This is a genomic window from Azospirillum argentinense (assembly GCF_000632475.1).
Lineage (GTDB): Bacteria > Pseudomonadota > Alphaproteobacteria > Azospirillales > Azospirillaceae > Azospirillum > Azospirillum baldaniorum.
Genome location: NZ_CP007797.1, coordinates 215,165 through 235,450, shown reverse-complemented (window position 1 = coordinate 235,450; position 20,286 = coordinate 215,165). Strand labels below are relative to the sequence as shown.

15 protein-coding genes and 1 pseudogene are annotated in these 20,286 nt (G+C 69.4%); 12 read left to right on the top strand and 4 right to left on the bottom strand.

Annotated features, from left to right (window positions below):
• Window positions 1–3 precede the first annotated feature (3 nt).
• Window positions 4–537 carry a hypothetical protein gene (locus tag ABAZ39_RS30350; RefSeq protein WP_051658756.1) on the bottom strand — a complete coding sequence of 178 codons (534 nt, stop codon included), beginning with the start codon at window positions 535–537 and terminating at the stop codon, window positions 4–6.
• 169 nt (window positions 538–706) lie between these two features.
• On the opposite strand from ABAZ39_RS30350, the gene ABAZ39_RS30345 reads away from it, so the two are divergent.
• From ABAZ39_RS30345 to ABAZ39_RS30330, 3 genes and pseudogenes are all read left to right on the top strand, one after another.
• Window positions 707–1,369, top strand: a complete 663-nt coding sequence (locus tag ABAZ39_RS30345) for a DUF6766 family protein (protein ID WP_040138026.1) — start codon at window positions 707–709, stop codon at window positions 1,367–1,369.
• Between the two features lie 100 nt (window positions 1,370–1,469).
• A pseudogene (gene polA / locus ABAZ39_RS33585) lies at window positions 1,470–4,375 on the top strand (DNA polymerase I).
• 1 nt (window position 4,376) lies between these two features.
• Complete coding sequence (locus tag ABAZ39_RS30330; protein ID WP_040138022.1) at window positions 4,377–6,527, top strand: CheR family methyltransferase; 2,151 nt, start codon at window positions 4,377–4,379, stop codon at window positions 6,525–6,527.
• Window positions 6,528–6,561: 34 nt separating this feature from the next.
• Here the strand turns inward: ABAZ39_RS30330 and ABAZ39_RS30325 are convergent, their stop codons facing one another.
• Together ABAZ39_RS30325 and ABAZ39_RS30320 are read right to left on the bottom strand one after the other, a co-directional pair.
• Entirely contained in the window at window positions 6,562–7,560 is a 999-nt protein-coding gene (locus ABAZ39_RS30325) for a chemotaxis protein CheB (protein WP_051658755.1), read from the bottom strand.
• Between the two features lie 46 nt (window positions 7,561–7,606).
• Window positions 7,607–8,626 carry a chemotaxis protein CheB gene (locus ABAZ39_RS30320; RefSeq protein WP_040138020.1) on the bottom strand — a complete coding sequence of 340 codons (1,020 nt, stop codon included), beginning with the start codon at window positions 8,624–8,626 and terminating at the stop codon, window positions 7,607–7,609.
• 138 nt (window positions 8,627–8,764) lie between these two features.
• Here ABAZ39_RS30320 and ABAZ39_RS33580 point away from each other — a divergent pair, with 138 nt between their 5' ends.
• The 6 genes from ABAZ39_RS33580 to ABAZ39_RS30290 all read left to right on the top strand — a co-directional run bounded on the left by ABAZ39_RS33580 (window position 8,765) and on the right by ABAZ39_RS30290 (window position 16,779).
• The gene (locus ABAZ39_RS33580) at window positions 8,765–10,699 is read left to right on the top strand and encodes an ATP-binding response regulator (protein WP_051658754.1); all 1,935 of its coding nucleotides are present in this window, start codon (window positions 8,765–8,767) and stop codon (window positions 10,697–10,699) included.
• Window positions 10,700–10,847: 148 nt separating this feature from the next.
• Entirely contained in the window at window positions 10,848–11,228 is a 381-nt protein-coding gene (locus ABAZ39_RS30310) for a DUF2946 family protein (protein WP_051658753.1), read from the top strand.
• Between the two features lie 214 nt (window positions 11,229–11,442).
• The gene (locus tag ABAZ39_RS30305; RefSeq protein WP_040138018.1) at window positions 11,443–13,698 is read left to right on the top strand and encodes a TonB-dependent receptor; all 2,256 of its coding nucleotides are present in this window, start codon (window positions 11,443–11,445) and stop codon (window positions 13,696–13,698) included.
• Window positions 13,699–13,725: 27 nt separating this feature from the next.
• Window positions 13,726–14,538, top strand: a complete 813-nt coding sequence (locus tag ABAZ39_RS30300; RefSeq protein ID WP_040138016.1) for an energy transducer TonB family protein — start codon at window positions 13,726–13,728, stop codon at window positions 14,536–14,538.
• A 118-nt stretch (window positions 14,539–14,656) separates the two neighbouring features.
• Window positions 14,657–15,757 (top strand): redox-regulated ATPase YchF, encoded by a 1,101-nt coding sequence (gene ychF, locus ABAZ39_RS30295; protein ID WP_014199815.1) that lies wholly within the window; start codon window positions 14,657–14,659, stop codon window positions 15,755–15,757.
• A 200-nt stretch (window positions 15,758–15,957) separates the two neighbouring features.
• A complete protein-coding gene (locus ABAZ39_RS30290) occupies window positions 15,958–16,779 on the top strand; it encodes a putative bifunctional diguanylate cyclase/phosphodiesterase (protein WP_040138014.1) in 822 nt (273 codons plus the stop codon).
• On the opposite strand, the gene ABAZ39_RS30285 is transcribed toward ABAZ39_RS30290, so the two are convergent.
• Window positions 16,742–17,203, bottom strand: coding sequence for an NUDIX hydrolase (locus ABAZ39_RS30285; protein ID WP_040138012.1), 462 nt, complete (start codon window positions 17,201–17,203; stop codon window positions 16,742–16,744). The two genes, ABAZ39_RS30290 and ABAZ39_RS30285, sit on opposite strands and share 38 nt — an antisense overlap.
• Before the next feature lie 97 nt (window positions 17,204–17,300).
• Between ABAZ39_RS30285 and ABAZ39_RS30280 the strand changes: the two genes are divergently transcribed.
• The 3 genes from ABAZ39_RS30280 (at window position 17,301) to ABAZ39_RS30270 (ending at window position 20,012) form a co-directional block, all read left to right on the top strand.
• Entirely contained in the window at window positions 17,301–18,236 is a 936-nt protein-coding gene (locus ABAZ39_RS30280; protein WP_040138010.1) for a LysR family transcriptional regulator, read from the top strand.
• 115 nt (window positions 18,237–18,351) lie between these two features.
• Entirely contained in the window at window positions 18,352–19,605 is a 1,254-nt protein-coding gene (locus tag ABAZ39_RS30275) for an MFS transporter (protein WP_040138008.1), read from the top strand.
• A gap of 5 nt (window positions 19,606–19,610) precedes the next feature.
• Window positions 19,611–20,012 carry a hypothetical protein gene (locus tag ABAZ39_RS30270; RefSeq protein WP_040138006.1) on the top strand — a complete coding sequence of 134 codons (402 nt, stop codon included), beginning with the start codon at window positions 19,611–19,613 and terminating at the stop codon, window positions 20,010–20,012.
• Window positions 20,013–20,286 lie beyond the last annotated feature (274 nt).

The following is a 20,286-nucleotide window of genomic DNA, read 5'->3' as shown; positions in this document are numbered from 1 at the left end:
GTCTCAAGCCGGCTCCCGGACGGCGGGGGCATGGTCGCGAGCGCCCTCCATCGGCTCCGCAGCGGATCGGCGCTCCTCCCCTGCTCCCATCAGATACGCGGCCGTGACCCCCGTCACCCCTCCCCACACCACATGGGCGGCCAGCATCAGGCTGTTGCGGGCGGGCGGATGACGGGTCGCGGGGGTCAGGATGCGCATCGCCGGAATCCATCCCAGATAGCTGGCGCCCCAGACCGCAAGGCCGTAGCCGACCCCCGTCAACGCCGCCGGCCCGCCGATCCGACGCGCGACCGCCGGATACAGCGCCCCGGCGGCGGCGCCGTAGCCGTAATGCAGGGCAAGCGTCAGGTCGCGGCGCTCCGGTTCGTCCATCGCGTCCATCACGCCGGTCGGGCCGACGACGCGGTCCGTGATCAGGCGCGGCGGCAAGGGGTAACGGTCCTTCTCCGGCAGGGCGCGGAACATTGCGCGCATGGCCGCCGTCATGGCGACGGTGCCGGCCAGCCCGGCGATGGCTCCGGCGACAGAGTGGTTCATGGGAAATGGACCAGAGGTTGTTGTGTGGAGCCTGCAATCAACAGGACCCCGCCTTTCAAGGTTCCTGGCGAGGCTTCGGGGGCGGCGGGGAAACCTCTTGCCCGGCCAAGCGTTGAACGGGCCAGGGCGTGGCATCGGAATCCGTGGCGTCAGAATCAAGGTGCAGCATATGCGTCGCTTCCTGCGGGACAACGGGTTGTCGGTCGCCTTGTTCGGGCTGTTCCTCGTCTCGATCGTCGGACAGGTGCTGGCCGGGTGGCGCGCCCTGGCGGAGGAGCTTCGCCTCCACGCCCAGCCGCCCATCGGCTTCCTCGACTATCTGACCACCGGCCATTTCCTGTCGGCGACCTTCGAGAACTGGGAGAGCGAGTTTCTCCAGATGTCGGTCTATGTGCTGCTGACCGCCATCCTGGTCCAGAAGGGCTCCTCGGAATCCAAGAAGCCGGGAGAGGCCAACCCGGAGGACGAGGCGCCCGAGCGGCGGCGCGGCGATCCCGACGCGCCGTGGCCGGTGCACCGGGGCGGCCTGCTGCTGCGGCTCTACTCCCACTCGCTCAGCATCGCGCTGGTGACGCTGTTCGTGATGTCCTTCGTCCTGCATCTGGCGGGCAGCACGCGGCGCTCGAACGAAGAGGCGGCGTGGCATCACCAGCCCACCAAAACCATGGGGGAAACCCTCGCCGATCCGGAATTCTGGTACGAGAGCTTCCAGAACTGGCAGAGCGAGTTCCTGTCCATGGGGGTTCTGGTCGTGCTTGGCATCTACCTGCGCGAGCGCGGCTCCCCCGAATCCAAGCCGGTCGCCGCACCAAACAGCGAAACCGGCGACTGAGAGTCCGGCCCTCCACGACCGCCCTTCGGCGGCGTCGGGCGCGCTCGACTCTCGGGCCGCCTTCGGCCATGGTAACGCCCCAAAGGGAAGAGGCCGCATCATGTCCGACGAAAAGACCACCGACACGCTCCAGACCGCCACCGAAGCCCCCGCGCCCGTTGGGGACGGCAGCGGCCTGTATCTGGTGGACGGGTCGGGCTTCATCTTCCGGGCCTTCCACGCCCTGCCGATGCTGAACCGCCCGGACGGCACGCCGGTGAACGCGGTGCTGGGCTTCTCCAACATGCTGCTGAAGCTGCTGGCCGACCTGAAGGCGTCCGCCGTGGCGGTGGTCTTCGATTCGAAGCGGCTGAACTTCCGCAACGAGTTCTATCCCGAATACAAGGCCCACCGCCCCGAGCCGCCGGAGGAGCTGAAGCCCCAGTTCGCCCTGATCCGCGAGGCGACGGAAGCCTTCTGCCTGCCCTGCCTGGAGCTGGAGGGCTACGAGGCCGACGACCTGATCGCCACCTACGCGCGGCTGGCCAACGAGGCCGGGCGCGAGGTCACCATCGTGTCGTCCGACAAGGACATGATGCAGCTCGTCCGCCCCGGCGTGCGCATGCTCGACCCGCTGAAGAACAAGCCCATCGGCCCCGACGAGGTGTTCGAGAAGTTCGGCGTCGCCCCCGACCGGGTCGTGGATGTCCAGGCGCTGGCCGGAGACAGCGTGGACAACGTGCCGGGCGTGCCGGGCATCGGCGTGAAGACCGCCGCCCAGCTCATCACCGAATACGGCGATCTGGAATCGTTGCTGGCCCGCGCCGGCGAGATCAAGCAGCCGGCCCGCCGCCAGAAGCTGATCGACTTCGCGGAGCAGGCGCGGATCTCCCGCCGCCTCGTCCTGCTGGACGACCACGCCCCGCCGCCGAAGCCGCTGGAGGAGCTGCGCGTCCGCGAGCCCGACCACCAGAAGCTGATCGACTTCCTGCGCGCCCAGGGCTTCCGCACCATCGTCAGCCGCGTCGAGGCGGAGATGCGCAAGGACGGCACCATCGCCGACGGCGCGGTCCCCTCCGCCACGCCATCCGCCGGCCCGGCCAGGACGGCCACCCCCTCCCCGCCCCGGCGGCGGAGACCGCCGCCCCGCGCAGCCGCCCCGCCCCGCCCACCGACGTGGAGCAGCGCTACGAGCTGGTGCAGGACCTCGACGCCCTGGCCGTCTGGCTGGAGCGCGCCCGCACCACCGGCGTCCTGGCCGTGGACACCGAGACCAACTCGCTGACCCCCGCCACGGCGACGCTGGTCGGCATCTCGCTGGCGACCGAGCCGGGGCTGGCCTGCTACATCCCCCTGGCGCATCAGGCCCCCAACGCCGCGGCCAGCGGGGAGCTGTCCTTCGAGACGCCGGAAGCGCCGAAGCAGATCCCGGCGGAGGACGCGCTGAAGGCCCTGAAGGACGTGCTGGAGGACCCGGCGATCCTGAAGATCGGGCACAATTTCAAGTTCGACCACCAGCTCTTCGCCCGCCACGGCGTGCGCGTGTCGCCGGTCGATGACAGCATGCTGATCTCCTACGTGCTGGAGGGCGGCGCCCACGGCCACGGCATGGACGAGCTGGCGGAGCTGCACCTCGCCCACACGACCATCCCCTACAAGGAGGTCTGCGGCACCGGGAAGAACCAGATCACCTTCGACCGCGTGCCGCTGGACAAGGCGCTGGCCTACGCCGCGGAGGACGCCGACATCACGCTGCGCCTGTGGCGGGCGCTGAAGCCGCGGCTGGTCGACGAGCGGATGGTCACCGTCTACGAGACGCTGGAACGCCCGCTGGTCCCGGTGATCGCCGACATGGAATCCTGCGGCATCCGCGTGGACCGGGCGGCGCTGGCCCGCCTGTCCCAGGACCTCGCCGTCCGCATGGCGGAGATCGAGAAGGAGGTCCACCAGCACGCCGGGCGCAGCTTCAACATCGGCTCGCCCAAGCAGCTCGGCGAGATCCTGTTCGACGAGATGAAGCTCGGCACCGGCAAAAAGGGCAAGACCGGCGCCTATTCCACCGATTCCAGCGTGCTGGAGGAACTGGCGGAGCAGGGCCACGTCATCGCCCAGCGCGTGCTCGACTGGCGGCAGCTCGCCAAGCTGAAGAACACCTACACCGACGCGCTCCAGGCCCAGATCGTCGAGGGATCGGAGCGGGTGCACACCGCCTTCGCCATGGCGGCGACCAACACCGGCCGCCTGTCCTCGACCGACCCGAACCTGCAGAACATCCCGGTCCGCACCGAGGAGGGCCGCAAGATCCGCCGCGCCTTCGTCGCCGCTCCCGGCCACAAGCTGATCTCCATCGACTATTCGCAGATCGAGCTGCGGCTGGTGGCGGAGATGGCCGACATCGCCGCTCTGAAACAGGCTTTCCAGGACGGCATCGACATTCACGCGGCGACCGCCAGCCAGGTCTTCGGCGTGCCGCTGGACCAGATGACCTCGGAGATCCGGCGCAAGGCCAAGGCGATCAACTTCGGCATCATCTACGGCATTTCCGGCTTCGGGCTGGGCCGCCAGCTCGGCATCGCGCCGGGCGAGGCCAACGCCTTCATCAAGGCCTATTTCGAGCGCTTCCACGAGCTGAAGGTGTGGATGGAGGCAACCAAGGCCTTCGCCCGCCAGAACGGCCATGTGGTGACTCTGTTCGGGCGGCGCTGTTACATCCCCGGCATCCACGACAAGAACGCCGCCCGCCGCGCCTTCGCGGAACGGCAGGCGATCAACGCGCCGATCCAGGGCACCGCCGCCGACATCATGAAGCGCGCCATGGCCCGCGTGCCCGGCGCCCTGAAGGAGGCCGGCTTCGACGACGTGCGCATGCTGCTCCAGGTGCACGACGAACTGCTGTTCGAGGCGCCGGAGGATCAGGCCGAACGTGCCGCCGCCCTGGTGCGGCAGGTCATGGAGGGGGCCGCGACGCTTGGCGTGCCGCTGGTGGCGGAGGCCGGCATCGGCGGCAACTGGGACGAGGCACACTGAGATGTCCAGCAAGGAAACCAGCGCCAAGGACCCCGCCGACCCCGAATTCGAGGCGCTGATCCGCTACATCCAGGAAAGCCGCGGCCTCGATTTCCGCGGCTACAAGCGCACCAGCCTGCAGCGGCGCATCCGCCGCCGGATGGAGGAGGCCGGCTGCGAGGATTTCGCCGCCTATCACGGCCTGCTGGAAGCCGACCCGCAGGAATTCATCCATCTTTTGAACACTGTGCTGATCAACGTGACCTCCTTCTTCCGCGACACCGATTCCTGGGACGTGCTACGGAAGGACGTCGTCCCGCAGATCCTGGCGCAGCGTTCCGACCGCGATCCCATCCGCATCTGGAGCGCCGGCTGCGCCTCAGGGGAGGAGCCCTATTCCCTCGCCATGCTGCTCGCCGAGGCGCTGGGCAAGGACGCCTTCATCAACCGGGTGAAGATCTACGCCACCGATCTGGACGACGCGGCGCTGAACACCGCCCGCCACGCCATCTACTCGCCGCGTGACGTGGAAAGCGTGCCGCCCCCGTTGCTGGAGCGGTATTTCGAGCGCACCAACAACCACTACGTCTTCCAGCGCGAGCTGCGCAAATGCGTGATCTTCGGGCGGCACAATCTGGTGACCGACGCCCCGATCTCGCGCATCGACCTGCTGGTCTGCCGCAACCTGTTGATTTATCTGGAAAGCGACACCCAGAACATCGTGCTGCCGCGCCTCCACTACGCGCTGACCAGCGATGGCGTCCTGTTCCTCGGCAAGGCGGAGACCCAGCTCGCCCGCTCCAAGATGTTCGAGCCGGTGAACCTGAAGAGCCGCATCTTCCGCAAGGTGCCGCAGGAATGGCGGCGCAGCCTGGGCGGCAGCCTGACCATCGCGCCGGAGCACAACAACCACCGGCAGAGCTTCCAGAGCCGGCTGATGGAAGGCATCGTGGACAGCAGCGCCACCGCCTATCTGTCGGTCAACGGCGACGGCATCCTCGTCTTCGCCAACGCCATGGCCCGGCGCCTTCTCGACGTGGGCGAAATCGACATCGGCCGCCCGTTCCAGGACCTGTCGATCTCCTACCGCCCGGCGGAGCTGCGCTCGCGCATCGAGGAGGTGCAGAAGACCGGGCGCGTGGTGCGCATCGAGCATCAGGAATTCGCCCGCCCGCCGGGCGAGCCGATGCGCCTGAGCATCGAGATTTCCCTGCTCTACGGGCGCGACGGCAAGCCTTTCGCCACGCTGCTGGGCTTCACCGACACCAGCCGGCATTTCCAGGTGCAGCAGGAGCTGGAAGCCGCCCAGGAGAGCCTGGAGACGACGATCGAGGAGCTGCAAAGCTCCAACGAGGAGTTGGAGGTCGCCAACGAGGAGCTGCGCCGCCAGGGCGAGGAGTCCGGGGAGTTCCGCCGCTACTCGGAATCGATCCTGCGCAGCATGGACGTGGGCATCATCGTTCTGGACCAGAATTTGCGCGTGCGCTCCTGGAACCGCTGGGGCGAGAACATGTGGGGCCTGCGCGCCGAGGAGGTGCAGGACGAGGAGTTCCTCGACCTCGACATCGGCCTGCCGGTGCACCGGCTCCGCCTCGATCTGGAGAGGGTCCTGCACAGCGAGGCGCCGCAGACGCCCGTCATGCTCAACGCCGTGGACCGGCGCGGCCGCGCGGTGACCTGCCGGGTCCGGCTCTCCCCGCTACTGTACGAGGCGCGGGAGGCCCGCGGCGTCGTCCTGATCATCGAGGACGTGACCGAACAGACCCGGACCGAGGCCTTCGCCGGCTATCTCGGGCGGATCATCGGCGAATCCCTGAACGAGGTCTATTTCCTGGACCCGTCCAGCTTCCATTTCCTGCTGGTGAACCGCGGCGCCGAGACCAAGCTGGGCTACAAGCTGGAGCATCTGAAGCAGCTGGCCGTGCACGACCTGATGCCCGAGGTGCCGGCGGAGCGGTTCCGGGCGCTCGTGGCGCCTCTTCTCTCGGGCGACAAGGAGGAGGTGGTCTTCGAGACGGTGATGCAGGGCAGCCAGCGCGGCCCCCATCCGGTCGAGGTCTGCCTTCAGCATTTCGGCGGGGAACAGCCGCCGATCCTCGTCGCCATCGTGCATGACACCACCGAGCGCCAGCATCTCGGCGCCGAGGGCGGCGAAAAGGCGGAGGTGGAGTAAGGAGCCGGGAAAGGGGCCGAGTATAAAGGGCGGGTCAGAACCGGTCGGGCGCGCCGCCGCTTCCGGGGTGGAAAGGTGGGCGAATCCACTCCTCGCCCAGGAAGCGGATCAACAACTCCGCGCGCTCGCGCGCCTCGCGCCCGGCCTCGTCCCACCGCTTGGCGGACAGCCCCTGCCCCATGCCCTGCGCCGTCTCGGCAAGGCGCAGGCACAGGGCGGCACGTTCGTTCAAGGCCCGCAACGCCACCTCGAACGCCTGCTCAACCATGTGGAGCTGCGCCTCCTCCATGCTGTCGGCGCCGTAGCGGTGGCCGATGTGGCAGGTGAAGTAGGGCAGCGTGTCCACCTTGGTCTCCCGGAGCGCCCCTCCGCAATCCGGGCAGGTCAAGGCAGCCGGCCTGTTCAAATCGTATATGCCTTCCATAGGCGCCTCCTTGGATGCCGCGGGCGGTGCGGCGTCCGCATCGCGTTCCGCGGCCAGCCGGCCGAGCAGCGCACCCATGGCCGCCGCCGGCACGCAGTGATCGACCGCGACGTGGTCGAGCGCGCTGCGCGGCATGCCGGGATACCGCGCGTCCGTGGGGTCCTGCACCATGGCGACGCCGCCCCGCCGCTTGATTTCGGCAAGGCCCGCCGTGCCGTCGTTCAACGCCCCCGACAGCACCACGCCGATGACCGCCGGCCCGCAGGCCCGCGCGGCGGACCGGAACAGCGGATCGACGGCGGGCCGGGTGCCATTCTCGCGCGGTCCGCGCAACAGGCGCAGGCACCGGGGCGCTTCCACCACCAGATGGCAATCCGGCGGCGCCACATGGATGCGGCCGGCGCGGAGCGGCTCCCGGTCGATGGCGTGGCTGGCCGGAAGTGGTCCGGCCCGGTCGAGGATCAATGGCGCCGCGCTGGGCCGGTCGCCGATGTGCAGGACGATGCACACCGCCGCCGGCAGATCGGGCGGCAGGTCCCGGACCAGGGCTTCCAGCGCCTCCAGCCCGCCCGCCGACGCACCGATCACGATCAGGGGGCCATCCGTCATGGGACCCCAGCCTTTGCCCGTTCCGCATCGGCTGGAGTTCGTCCCATCAATCCTCTCCTTCCTCGGCCAGGCTGCCCGCCAATTCCTGCCCCTGTCTCGACAACACCTCCTTCAGCATCGCCACGGTCCGCTCGGCCTCCTGCGCCGACCGGGTCCAGTTGGCCTCGACGGTGGGATGTCCATGTTCGCGGGCCCGCCCGGCCAGGCGCCGGAACATGATGGCGCGGTCCTGATGGGTGCGCAGGGCGACCCAGATGGCCTGCTCGATCGACTCCCGATGGGACTCGGCCAGCGCCGCGGGGCCGTAGGCGTGGCCGACCTTGCAGCGGAAGCGCAGCAACGGCCCGTCCTCGATCTCCACCAGATTGCCGCCGCAATCGGGGCAGCTCAGCGTGCTCGGCTTGCCGACGGAGGCGGTGAGTTCCGGCACCGCGTCGAACTCGTTCTCCGGGACGCGCGCCTCCATCGCGATGTCGTCGGGAACCGGCACCGGGGGGCCGCAAGGTTCGGCCAGCCGGCGGGCCAGCAGCGCCGGCAGGTCGGACAGCGGGGCGCAGGCGTCCACGGAGACGTTCCGCATGGCGTTGCGCGGCATGTCCGGCCATTCGGCGTCGTCCGGATCCTGCACCATCGCCAGACCGCCGCAACGCTTCACGGCGCGCAGCCCGGCGGTCCCGTCGTCCAGAGTGCCGGTCAGGATCAGCCCCACCGCCCGCACGCCGTAGGCGACCGCCACCGACCGGAACAGCGGATCGATGGACGGCCGGCAGCGGTTCTCCCGCGCGCCGCGGCGCACCAGCGCGCAGCCGTTCCTGACGAGCAGATGGTGATCGGGCGGGGCGACGTGGATCCAGCCCTCCCGCACCGGCTCCCCATCCTCGGGATGGAAGGCGGGAAGCCAGCCAGCGCGCGACAGCAGAACCGGCAGCACGCTGTGCGTCGCGCCGATGTGCTGAACGACGAAGACCGTGGCCGTCACGTCGCGCGGCATCCCCGCGAACAGCCTCCGCAAGGCGGTGATACCGCCGGCAGAGGCCCCGATGGCCAGGATGTCCCTCTTATCCATGGGTCGGAAACAACAGTTTGTGTATGCGCTGTGACAACAGCGTGTTGACCGAGAAATTCCGGCTTTGGTCCTATAACTTTTTCATGCGCGCCGTGTTGTGCGGTCTGTGCAATCATTCGTTCCCAGCGAGGGGGAAGCTTGGACAGATCAGCATCCATCCGCGCGGGGGACGAGACGCGCGAGTCCGAGCGCGACGTGTTGCTCCAGCGCATCGCAGAGCTGGACCGGAGCCTGGAACAGGCCCTGGTGACCGCGGAGGACGCGCAGGAGGAAGCCCGCCTTCTCGCGGCCGACCGGATTCAGATCGAAGAGGAGATGACCGCGCAGCGGCATGAGATCGCCGCGTTGCGCGAACGCCTCATCGCGTCGGAAACCCGCCGGGCGGAGCTGCTCGACGCCCTGGCCGATTCCGACCAGCGCTTGAACACGCTCCGTCGGGACGAAAACCATCTGTCGGAAGAACTCCAGACCTCCTACGAGGAGCTTCAGGTTCTCACCGAGGAGTTGGAGGAGGCCAACGCCGCTCTGGAACAGCGGGTCGAGGAGCGCACGGCCCAGCTCACCGAGAGCGAGCGGCGGTTCCGCACCCTGTTCGAGGCGATGGACGAGGGGTTCCTCCTCGCCGACGTCCTGTTCGACGGCGACCGGCCGGTGGACGTGCTGTATCTGGAGATGAATCCCGCGGCGCGGCGCATGGCCGGGGAGGATTTCGTCGGGCGGCGGCTGCGCGAGATCAGCCCGGCCTTCGAGGACCACTGGTACGAGGTGTTCGGCCGCGCGGCGCGCGACGGTGAATCGACGCGGACGGAGCTGTATGCCGGGCCGCTGGAAAAATGGATCAACTTCTACGTCTTCAAGGTCGGCGCCCCCGAGCAGCGCCGGATCGCCGTGATCTTCCGCGACGTGACCGAGCGCAAGCGGACGCAGGAGCAGCTCAAGCAAGCCAAGGAGACGGCGGAGGCGGCGAACCGGGCCAAGACCAAGTTCCTCGCCGCGGCCAGCCACGACCTGCGCCAGCCGATCCAGGCGGCGGCCCTCTACGCCCATGTCCTGCTCGGGTCGGTCGGCTCTGACCCGATCGCCCAGGAATCGCTCAACCGGCTGAAGGCGTCCATCGACAGCCTGAACGGCATGCTGAGCGGCCTGCTCGACCTGTCCCGGCTGGAGGCCGGCGTCATCGAGGTGTCGGTCAGCGACTTCTCCCCCACGGCGCTGATGACCCGTCTGGCCGAGGAGTTCCGCGGCGTGGCCGAGGCCTCGTCCATCGACCTGCGCTGCCGGCCCAGCCGCCTTGCGGTGTGCACCGACCCGCATCTGCTGGAACGGCTGCTGCGCAACCTGCTGTCCAACGCCATCGCGCACGGCCACTCCAAGGAAACGGACGCCAAGGGGCGGGTGCTGGTGGGCTGCCGCCGCCGGGCGGACGGGGTGGAGTTCCAGGTGTGGGACAACGGGCCGGGCATCCCCGAGGACGCCCGCGAGGCCATCTTCGAGGAGTTCCGCCAGCTCAACAACCCGGAGCGCAACGCCACCCAGGGCTTCGGGCTGGGACTGTCCATCGTGTCGCGCATCGCCCGCCTGCTGGGGACGGAGGTGACGCTGCGCTCCTGGGTCGGGGTGGGCTCGGTCTTCTCAGTGACGGTGCCCTACGCCCGCAAGCCGGAGGCCGGCGCCGTGGTGGTCCCGGTCGCCAACCGGGAGCCGCGGCTGAAAGGGCGCACGGTGCTGCTGGTGGAGGACGACGAGCAGGTTCGCCGCAGCATGACCATGATGCTGAAACGCTGGGGGCTGCGGGTGGTCGCCGTGTCCTCGGCGGGGGAACTGGCCGCGGCGCTGCCCGGCCTGCGGCGCCCCCATGTGGTGCTGACCGACTACCGCCTGCCGGGCGGCGATTCCGGACGCTCGGTGGTCGAGCTGGTGCGCCAGCGTTGGCCGGTGCCGGGCATCATCATCACCGGCGACACCGCCCCGGAGCGGTTGCGCGAGGCGATGTCGCTCGGCTGCCGCCTGCTGCACAAGCCGGTGCTGCCCGCCGATCTGGCCGGGGCGCTGGGCGAGGTTTTGCCCTCCTGATTTTGCCCTCCTGGGGTTGCGCGCCGGTGCGGGGGTGCGACCAATGGTCCCTTGTTCCTTCGGCTTAGTCCGATTAGCCTAACCCCTTGCTCGGATAAAGGGGTTCGCCCGGAACATGCCGGCTTTGTTTGGAAGCATCGGACGCAGGTTGGGCCGCGCCGCCGTGATGGCGGGCGGGGTCGCTTTGCTTCTGCAGCTTCTCGGCTGGGCCTTCCTGATTCCGGTGGCCAACGCCGCGACCGGCGAAACGGTCATGATCTGCACGCCGCAGGGCATGGCCTCTATCGCCCTCCCCGACGGCCCTCCTCCTGAATCCCTGCTTCCGGACGGCAAGCCCACTCTGTCCATGGGCGAGGACTGCCCGGTCTGCGGGCTGGTCGCCGGCCTCACCGCGCCGCCGCCGCTTCTGACGGTGGTGCTGCCGGTCTCCGTCGTCGCCCACAGCTCCATCGGGCTGCCCGGCCAGCACATCGCCGCCGGCTGGTTCCTGTCGCGGCTGAAAGCCCGAGCACCTCCGGCTCTCGTCTGACCATCCTCGGCACGCGCCCTGTGATCGCCGCGCCCGGCTGTTGAGCCCGGCGGCGCGGCCCTCCCGGCCGTGCCCACCCCATCCCTCACGCCAGCCTTCGCACCGCGACCCGCCGGTCCCGATCCCTTGCGCCGATTGTCGCGCGGATCGACGGCCGGGCGGAACGGCACGGCTGCGTCGATCTTCCCTCGTCCGATTCGAGAACGAGCGCCTTATGATTCGCCTGTCCACCGCCGCCTCCGCGGCGAACGCCCCCCGCTTGTCCAACCGCCTCCTCGCCTCCACCGCCCTTCTGACGGCGGTCCTCGCCGCGCTGAGCGCGCTGCCGGCCCAGGCACAAACCCCGCAGGCACAGATTCCACAGGCCCTGCCCGCCGTCCCGGTCGAGACGGAAACGGCACCCGCCGCCACGGCACCGGAGAAGGGCCTGTCCCGGCCGCTCGGCGCCGGCACGCTCGACGCCGCCGAGATCGCCAGCCGCAAGCTCGCCAGCCCGGACACCGCGGCGCTTCTGCGCAGCCTGCCGGGCGTATCGCTCTACAGCGCGGGCGGCTTCTCCAGCCTGCCGGCGCTGAACGGTCTGGCCGACGACCGCGTGCGCGTCCAGGTCGACGGCATGCCGATGACCGCCGCCTGCGCCAACCACATGAACGCGCCGCTGTCCTACGCCGACCCCGCCGTCATCGGCGCCATCGAGGCCATCGCCGGCGTCACCCCGGTCAGCAAGGGCGGCGACAGCATCGTCGGCACCGTCTCGGTGACCAGCAAGCCCCCCGTCTACGCCCAGCCCGGCGAGCCCATCCACGGCGAGGGCAGCCTATCCACCGTCTACCGCTCGAACGGCAACGGCACCACCCTGTCCGGCACCGCCACCGCGGCGACCGAGCGTTTCAGCCTGCGCTACACCGGCGCCTGGAGCCGGGCGGACGACTACGAGGACGGCAACGGGGACAAGGTCCGCTCCACCCTCTACAACGTGCAGAACCACGCGCTGTCGGCCAGCGCGCGCAAGGACGGGCACGAGATCACCCTGTCCGGCGGCTACCAGTATTCGCCCTATTCCGGCTTCGCGAACCAGCGCATGGACATGACGCTGAACCGCGGCACCACCCTGAACGGCCGTTACAAAGGCGAATTCGACTGGGGCACGCTGGACGGCCGGGCCTTCTGGCAGCGCACCGTCCACGCCATGAACTTCCTGCACGACAAGGGCGGCGCCGACCGCGGCGGCATGCCGATGAACACGGACTCGCACGAGATGGGCTACGCCGTCTCGGCGGAGGTTCCGCTGTCGGCGCAGGACACGCTGCGCGTCGGCAACGAGCTGGTCCGCTACCGCATCGACGACTGGTGGCCGCCGGTCGCCGGGGCGGCGATGATGTCGCCGCTGACCTTCGTGAACCTGAACGACGCGCGGCGCGACCGGCTGGGCACCTTCGCCGAATGGGAGAAGCGCTGGACCCCGGCCTGGACCTCGCTGCTCGGCGTGCGCAACGACGTGGTGTGGATGGAGAACGGACCGGTCCAGCCCTACTCCTGGGCCAACCCGATCGGCATGGGCATGGGTATGGGCATGGCGAATCCCGACGCGGCGGCGGCCACGGCCTTCAACCGGGGTGATCGCTCCAAGACCGACGTGAACGTCGACGCCACGGCGCTGCTCCGCTTCGCGCCGTCCGCGTCGGAACGCTACGAGCTGGGCTTCGCCCGCAAGACCCGCTCGCCCAACCTGTACGAGCGGTTCGCCTGGGGCACCGGGGGCATGTCCTCCACGATGATCGGATGGTACGGCGACGCCAACGGCTATGTCGGCAACCCGGACCTGAAGCCGGAGACCGCCTACACGGTCGGCGCCACCGCCGCTTGGCAGGACGCCGAGGCCAAGCGCTGGTCGGTCAAGGTCACGCCCTATTATTCGCACGTCGAGAATTTCATCGACGCCGACCGCATCGGCACCCTGTCGAACGGCTTCGTCCAGCTGCGCTTCGCCAACCACACCGCGGAGCTGTACGGCATCAACGCCGAGGGCCGCAGCATCGTCCACCAGGACGAGCGGCTGGGCGAGTTCACGGTGGGCGCCGTGGTCAGCTACGTCCGCGGCCGCAACCTCGACACCGGGCGCGATCTCTATCACATCATGCCGCTGAACGGGACGATCGACCTCGGCCACCGGCTGGGCGACTGGAGCAGCGTCCTGGAGTTCCAGATGGTCGGGCGCAAGTTCTTGGTCGATTCCGGGCGGAACGAGCCGGAAACCCCCAGCTACGCCCTGGTCAACCTGCGCACCAGCTACGTCTGGGGCAACCTGCGCGCCGACGTCGGAATCGAGAACCTGTTCGACGCCCAGTATTACCTGCCGCTGGGCGGCGTCGATTACGGCGATTTCCGCGCCAGCGGCAACCGCCAGCCGATCGGCGCGCTGGCCGGCATGGGGCGGTCCTTCAACCTCGGCCTGACCATGGCCTTCTGATGAAGGCCGGCTGACGAGGCCCCCGCCTTGCGCGCGATCCGCCTGCATGAGCGTCCCCAGCCGGCCCGCCGGCCGCTGGGGGCGCTCGCCCTGTCCGGGACGCTGCACGCCGGCGTCCTGGCCGTCCTCCTGTCCGCCGCCGGAGCGGCCCCCGGCACGGTCACGGAGGAGACCGGCGCCGTCAGCCTCAACGACACCATCACCCCGGTGATCGAGGTGATGCTGGTGGCGTCCGAGGCGGACAACGGCCCGCCGCCGACAGCGGAGCCCGAACCCGAACGCGAGCCGGAAAGCGAGCCGCAGCAGGACCCCGTGTCGGAACCGGAACCGGAGCCCATCCCCGAACCGGCCCCCCCGGTGGCGGAACCGCCCCCGGACCCTGCACCGGAACCTATCCCTCCACCACCACCCAAGCCGCTGCCAAAGCCAGCGCTGAAGCCGCCCGTCAAGGCGGCGCCGAAACCGCAGGCCGCTCCCGGTCCGAACCCATCACCGACGCCGCCCGCCGAAGCCGGAGCCGGCCGCAACGCGGCGGCGGCGGTCGAGCCAGTCTCGGCGAGCCGGGGCGCGATGGTGGATTACGGGGCGCAGGTCTGGGCCTGGATCGGGCGGCACAAGCCGGAGAAGGTGGTCGGCGGCGGGCAGGCCACCGTCAAGCTGACCCTCGGCACGGCGGGCGAGGTGCTCGACGCCTCCATCCTGGCGTCGAGCGGCGACGAGGCGCTGGACCGGGCGGCCCTGGCCGCGGTGCGCAAGGCGTCGCCCTTCCCCACCCCGCCGCCCGGCCTGACGGCGGAGGAGCGCGTCTTCTCCGTGCCCTTCCTGTTCCGCCCTCGGTGACTCCGGCGCGCCGGAAGCGGCGCTCAACCCTGCCCACCCCCACTTCCCGTTTGCGCTTTGCGGCTCCACGTAGGATAAAGCGCCCCAATTCCCGAGATTTCCGACGGCGAGCACCCCCATGGGCTTCAATTGCGGCATCGTCGGCCTGCCGAACGTCGGCAAGTCGACCCTGTTCAACGCGCTGACCGCCACCCAGGCGGCCGAGGCGGCGAACTTCCCCTTCTGCACCAAGGAGCCGAACGTCGGCCGCGTCGGCGTGCCCGACCCGCGGCTGGACAAGCTGGCGGCCATCGCCAAGTCGCAGAAGATCATCCCGACCCAGCTCGAATTCGTCGACATCGCCGGCCTGATCCGCGGCGCCTCGAAGGGTGAAGGGCTGGGCAACCAGTTCCTCGCCAACATCCGCGAGGTGGACGCCATCGTCCACGTCCTGCGCTGCTTCGAGGACGACGACGTCACCCATGTGGAAGGCAACGTCGATCCCCTGCGCGACGCCGAGGTGGTCGAGACGGAGCTGATGCTCGCCGACATGGAGAGCCTGGAGCGCCAGCTCACCAGCCTCCAGAAGAAGGCCAAGGGCGGCGACAAGGACTCCAAGATCAAGGCCGATCTGATGGAGCGCGCGCTGAAGGTCCTCCAGGACGGCAAGCCGGCCCGCGTCGTCGAGGTCAGCGAGGAGGAGAAGCCGGTCTTCAAGCAGTTCATGCTGCTGACCGCCAAGCCGGTCCTCTACGTCTGCAACGTCGAGGAGGCGTCTGCTGCCACCGGCAACAGCCTGACCGCCAAGGTTGCCGAGAAGGCCAAGGCCGAGAACGCCGGCATGGTCGTCATCTCCGCCGCCATCGAGGCGGAGGTCGCCCAGCTCTCCGACGCCGCCGAGAAGCAGGAGTTCCTGGAATCCCTCGGCCTGGAGGAGACCGGTCTCAACAAGCTGATCCGCGCCGGCTTCCAGCTTCTCGACCTCATCACCTTCTTCACCGTCGGCCCGAAGGAAGCCCGCGCCTGGACCGTGCGCCGCGGCGCCAAGGCCCCGGAAGCGGCGGGCGTCATCCACACCGATTTCGAGCGCGGCTTCATCCGGGCCGAGACCATCGACTTCGACAGCTACGTCACGCTGGGCGGCGAGCAGGGCGCCAAGGACAACGGCAAGATGCGGCAGGAAGGCAAGGAGTACGTCGTCAACGATGGCGACATCTTCCATTTCCGCTTCAACGTTTGATTGGGCAGCCGCGAAACCCTTCTCCTCTCCGGGGGAGAAGGGTTAACGCCTCCCAATCTTATCACCGTCGAGAAATCCGTTAACTCTTTCGTAAATCTAGAAAAACCGCTTAAATACCCCTGAGATATGGTTAACAAGCCTCGCTTCGGCTGTTAAGCCCACTGGAATGGGCGACAACCGAGGGCTGGACCGGAGGGGATATGGCGGTGAACCAGAACGCGACCATCGCGCCGGGTGCCGGCACCTTCTCCGACCGCGTGCGCGACGCCATCCGACACGGCGAGTTGCGCTTGGCCTTCCAGCCGCAGGCCGACACCCAAAGCGGGCGGCTGACCGGGTTCGAGGCGCTGTCGCGCTGGCGGCTCGACGACGGCACGGTGATCCCCCCCGACGTCTTCATCCCGATGGCGGAAACCAGCGACGCCATCAACATCCTGGGCGAATGGACGGTGCGCCGCGCCTGCGAGACCGCCGCAGGCTGGATGCAGGACGGCGTCGCCGACGTGCCGGTGGCGGTGAACCTGTCGGCGCGGCAATTGGAAGACCCCGGCTTCGCCCGCACCGTTCTGGGCATCCTCGCCGAAACCGGCCTGCCCGCCGCCAACCTGAAGCTGGAACTCACCGAAACCGCCCTGTTCGAGCACAGCGAGTCCTCGCGCGAGGTGCTGACGCAGTTGCGCGGCGCCGGGGTGCGGCTGGTGCTGGACGATTTCGGGACGGGCTATTCCTCGCTGTCCCTGCTGCGCCGCGTGCCGGTCGAGGCGCTGAAGATCGACAAGCACTTCACCCAGGCGATGGTGCAGGACCGCGACGCCGCCGCCATCGTGCGCGCCATCATCGACCTCGCCCACGCGCTGGGGATGCAGGCGATCGCCGAGGGGGTGGAGACCAACGACGAGCTTCTCTACCTGCGCGCCTACCGCTGCGACCGCATTCAGGGCTATCTGCTGGCCAAGCCCCTGGACACGGCGCAGGTCCCCGACTTCATCCGCCGGCTCGCCGCGACGCCGACAGGCGGATGACCCGCTCCGTCTCGTCCCACTCGGTCAGTTCCGCGGCCTCGTCGATGGTGGCCCAGCGCGCCTCCAGGGCGTCGTCGGCGCAGACCGCCTCGCCCTCCGGGCTCTCCGCCGCCACCTCGACGATGGTGTAGTGGTACTGGACGGCCCCGGCGTCGTCGAGCGTCATGGCGTCCACCACCGTGACCACCTCCGTCGGCACGACGTGCAGGCCGGTTTCCTCCAGCACCTCGCGCACCGCCGTTTCGAACACCGTCTCGCCCACCGACTGGGCGCCGCCGGGCAGGCTCCACTGCCCCATCCGCGGCGGGCGGCCCCGGCGGATCAGCAGGACCCGGTCGCCGCGCCACACCACGGCGCCCACCCCCACCCAGGGACGGTCGGGGTATTCGCGGCCGGAACGGTCGGCGGGGGGTGTGCTGGACATGGTTGCTCCTCGTTGCGCTTGACCCGACGCTAACCCAGGGGGACAGTCGGATACCAGTGGCCAAGAGGCCGAACGAACCGCCGCCCCGGACGCCGCCATGAAGCTCAACGAAATCCGCACCTTCGTCGCCGTGGCCGAAGCCCAGTCGGTGCAGGAGGCCGCGCACCGGCTGGGGCTGACCCAGTCCGCCGTCTCGCGCCTGATCCAGCGGCTGGAGGCGGAGCTTGGCGTGTCGCTGTTCGACCGCCAGACCAAGCCGCTGGTCCTGACCCGCGACGGCGAGATGGCGCTGGCCCACGCGCACCGGGTGCTGAAGGCGACGGACGAGCTGTCGGACGCCTTCGCCGGGGCCGCCCAGCCCCAGGGGCTGCTGCGGCTGGGGGTGGCCCATGTGCTGACCGCCATCGCCGCGCACCATCCGCTGGACCGGCTCCGGGCCGCCTTCCCCGGCCTGACCGTCCGCCTGCATTCGGACTGGAGCACGCCGCTGGTCGAGCAGGTGCGCAACGGCACGCTGGACGGCGCGCTGGTGCTGACCCACGACGCCCAGACGCCGCCCGACGACCTGGACGCCGTCTGCATCTCGCGTGAGCCCGTGCGGGTCGTCGCGTCGGCCGAGCTGGCCGGGCAGCGGGATTGGACGCTGCCGGCGATGAACGCCGTGGGTTGGGTGCTCCAGCCCGACGGCTGCCAGTACCGGACCGCCATGGGCCGGGCGATGGCCCAGCACGGCCCGGCGCTGAACGTCACGGTGGAGGGGTTCGACCAGTCGCTGCTGCTGTCGCTGGTCGCCCGCGGTGTCGGATTCGGGCTGGCCCCGCTGCGGCTGATCGCCTCGACCCTGCACGCCGCCCAGGTGCGGCCGCTGGAGTGTCCGGACTTTGCGCTGACCGTCGCGGTGTGGCTGCTGCGCGGCCGCTTCACCGGGCGCATCGGTCCCGTCTTCGACGTGCTGGAGGACAGTTTGCTGGACTTGCTGCCCCCGGCGGAAGAGGCGCCTTTGCCCCTGCCCTGCCATTCCGCGGCCGAATAACCTTCTTTCCCATTGTGAATTTGATGCACGCCCGGCGCACGCTTATCGTGTGACCCTGATGAGACGCGGGCCAGCGTTGCCGCACCGGCCACAGCCCGCGCCGAGGGAGGATAACTTGGACACCAGCAACCGGGCGGGCGGGGCGCCGTCGCCCCGCTCCTGGCGGACGCCGGGATTCGTCGTCGCCTGCGGCTGCCTGATCGCCATGCTGGCGTTCGGCCCGCGGTCCAGCATGGGCCTGTTCACCGCACCGCTTTCGGAGACACACGGCTGGGGCCGCGACGTCTTCGCCCTGTCGATCGCCATCCAGAATCTGGTCTGGGGCATCGGCACCCCCTTCGCCGGCGCGCTCTGCGACCGCTACGGCCCGGCGCTGGTGCTGGGGATCAGCGGCGTTCTCTACGCGCTGGGGCTGGCGCTGATGCCCTACGCCGACACGCCGCTGATGCTGCATCTCAGCTCCGGCCTGCTGATCGGTCTGGGCTTGGCCGGGGCGTCCTTCGGCATCGTCATCGCCGGCTTCAGCCGCATCGTCCCGCCGGAGAAGCGGAGCTGGTCGATGGGTGTCGCCACCGCCGCCGGCTCGATGGGCCAGTTCCTGTTCGCCCCCACCGGTCAGGCCTTCATCGCCGCCTATGGCTGGCAGACGGCGCTGATCCTGTTCGGCGCCTCGATGCTGATGATTCCGGTGCTCGCCTCCTCCTTCGCCGGGGCGGGCGGGTCGAAGAGCGCGCAGGCCGTCACCGGCGCCGACATCGGCTTCGCCGCGACGATCCGGCAGGCCTTCAAGCACCGCAGCTACGTCCTGCTGGTCACCGGCTTCTTTGTCTGCGGCTTCCAGCTCGCCTTCATCACCACGCACCTGCCGCCCTACCTGACCGCCGCCGGGATCAGCCCCGGCCTCGCCTCCTGGGCAATGGCGCTGATCGGGCTGTTCAACGTCGTCGGCTCCTACATGTCGGGCGTGCTGGGCGGCAAGATGAGCAAGCGCCTGCTGCTCTGCGCCAACTACACGCTGCGCGGCCTGTGCACGGCGCTCTTCATCCTGCTGCCGGTCACCCCGGTTTCGGTGATCCTCTACGCCGCGGCGATGGGCCTGCTCTGGCTGTCCACGGTGCCGCCGACCTCCGGCCTCGTCGTTCTGATGTTCGGCACGCGCTATCTCGGCATGCTCTACGGCTTCGCCTTCCTCAGCCATCAGGTGGGCGGCTTCCTCGGCGTGTGGCTGGGCGGCGTGCTGTACGAGCGCGTCGGCTCCTACGACGTGGTGTGGTGGGCCAGCGTGGCGCTGGCCTTTGCCGCCGCGGTGGTGAACTGGCCGATCGCCGAGAAGCCCGCCCCCGCCCTGGCGGCGGAAGCCAAGGCCTGAAGACCATGACGAACCCGGCGCCCGCCTCTTCTCCCGGCTTCGGCCACGGCTTCGCGCTGGCGCTCGGCGCGCTGGCGCTGGTTGTCTGGGCGGTGGTGACGGGGGTGGCGCTGAAACAGGCGGCGCTCAACGAGGAGGACGGCGGCACGGTGCTGGCCGTCTTCCCGCCGGGCACGCCGACCGCCGAGGCCTTCACCGCGGTGGTCCGCGCCGGCGGCCAGCCGGTGCGCCAGACCTGGATTCCCTTCGCCTGGGTCGCCCGCAGCGATGGCAGCGGCTTCGTGGGACGCCTGAAGGAAGAGGGGGCGGTCACCGCCTACGGCGAGTTGTCGGTCGGCCCGGCGCTGGGCGGCTGCGCGGTGGTCTCGCTGGACGACAAGCGCCCGGTCGGCTTCCAGTTCAAGTGACGTCACAAACCCGTCATCAAGCGGTAACGGGACCGCAGTTCGGCTATTGACAACCCCCGCAAGGAAGAGCAGGCTACCTCTCAGAGCAACACTGGTTGAGGTGAAGACGCGGTGGACACCGCATCAAGTTGGCCCAAAAGCCAGCTTCTCATCACAGCAAATGTTCCCGTAGCCAGGAGGGTGTGATCATCATGAGTCCACCTGCGCTTACTTGAGGAAGCCGACCTGTTCGGCCACACATTTCTGAACATTGCCGTTGAGACGGCTCAACCAT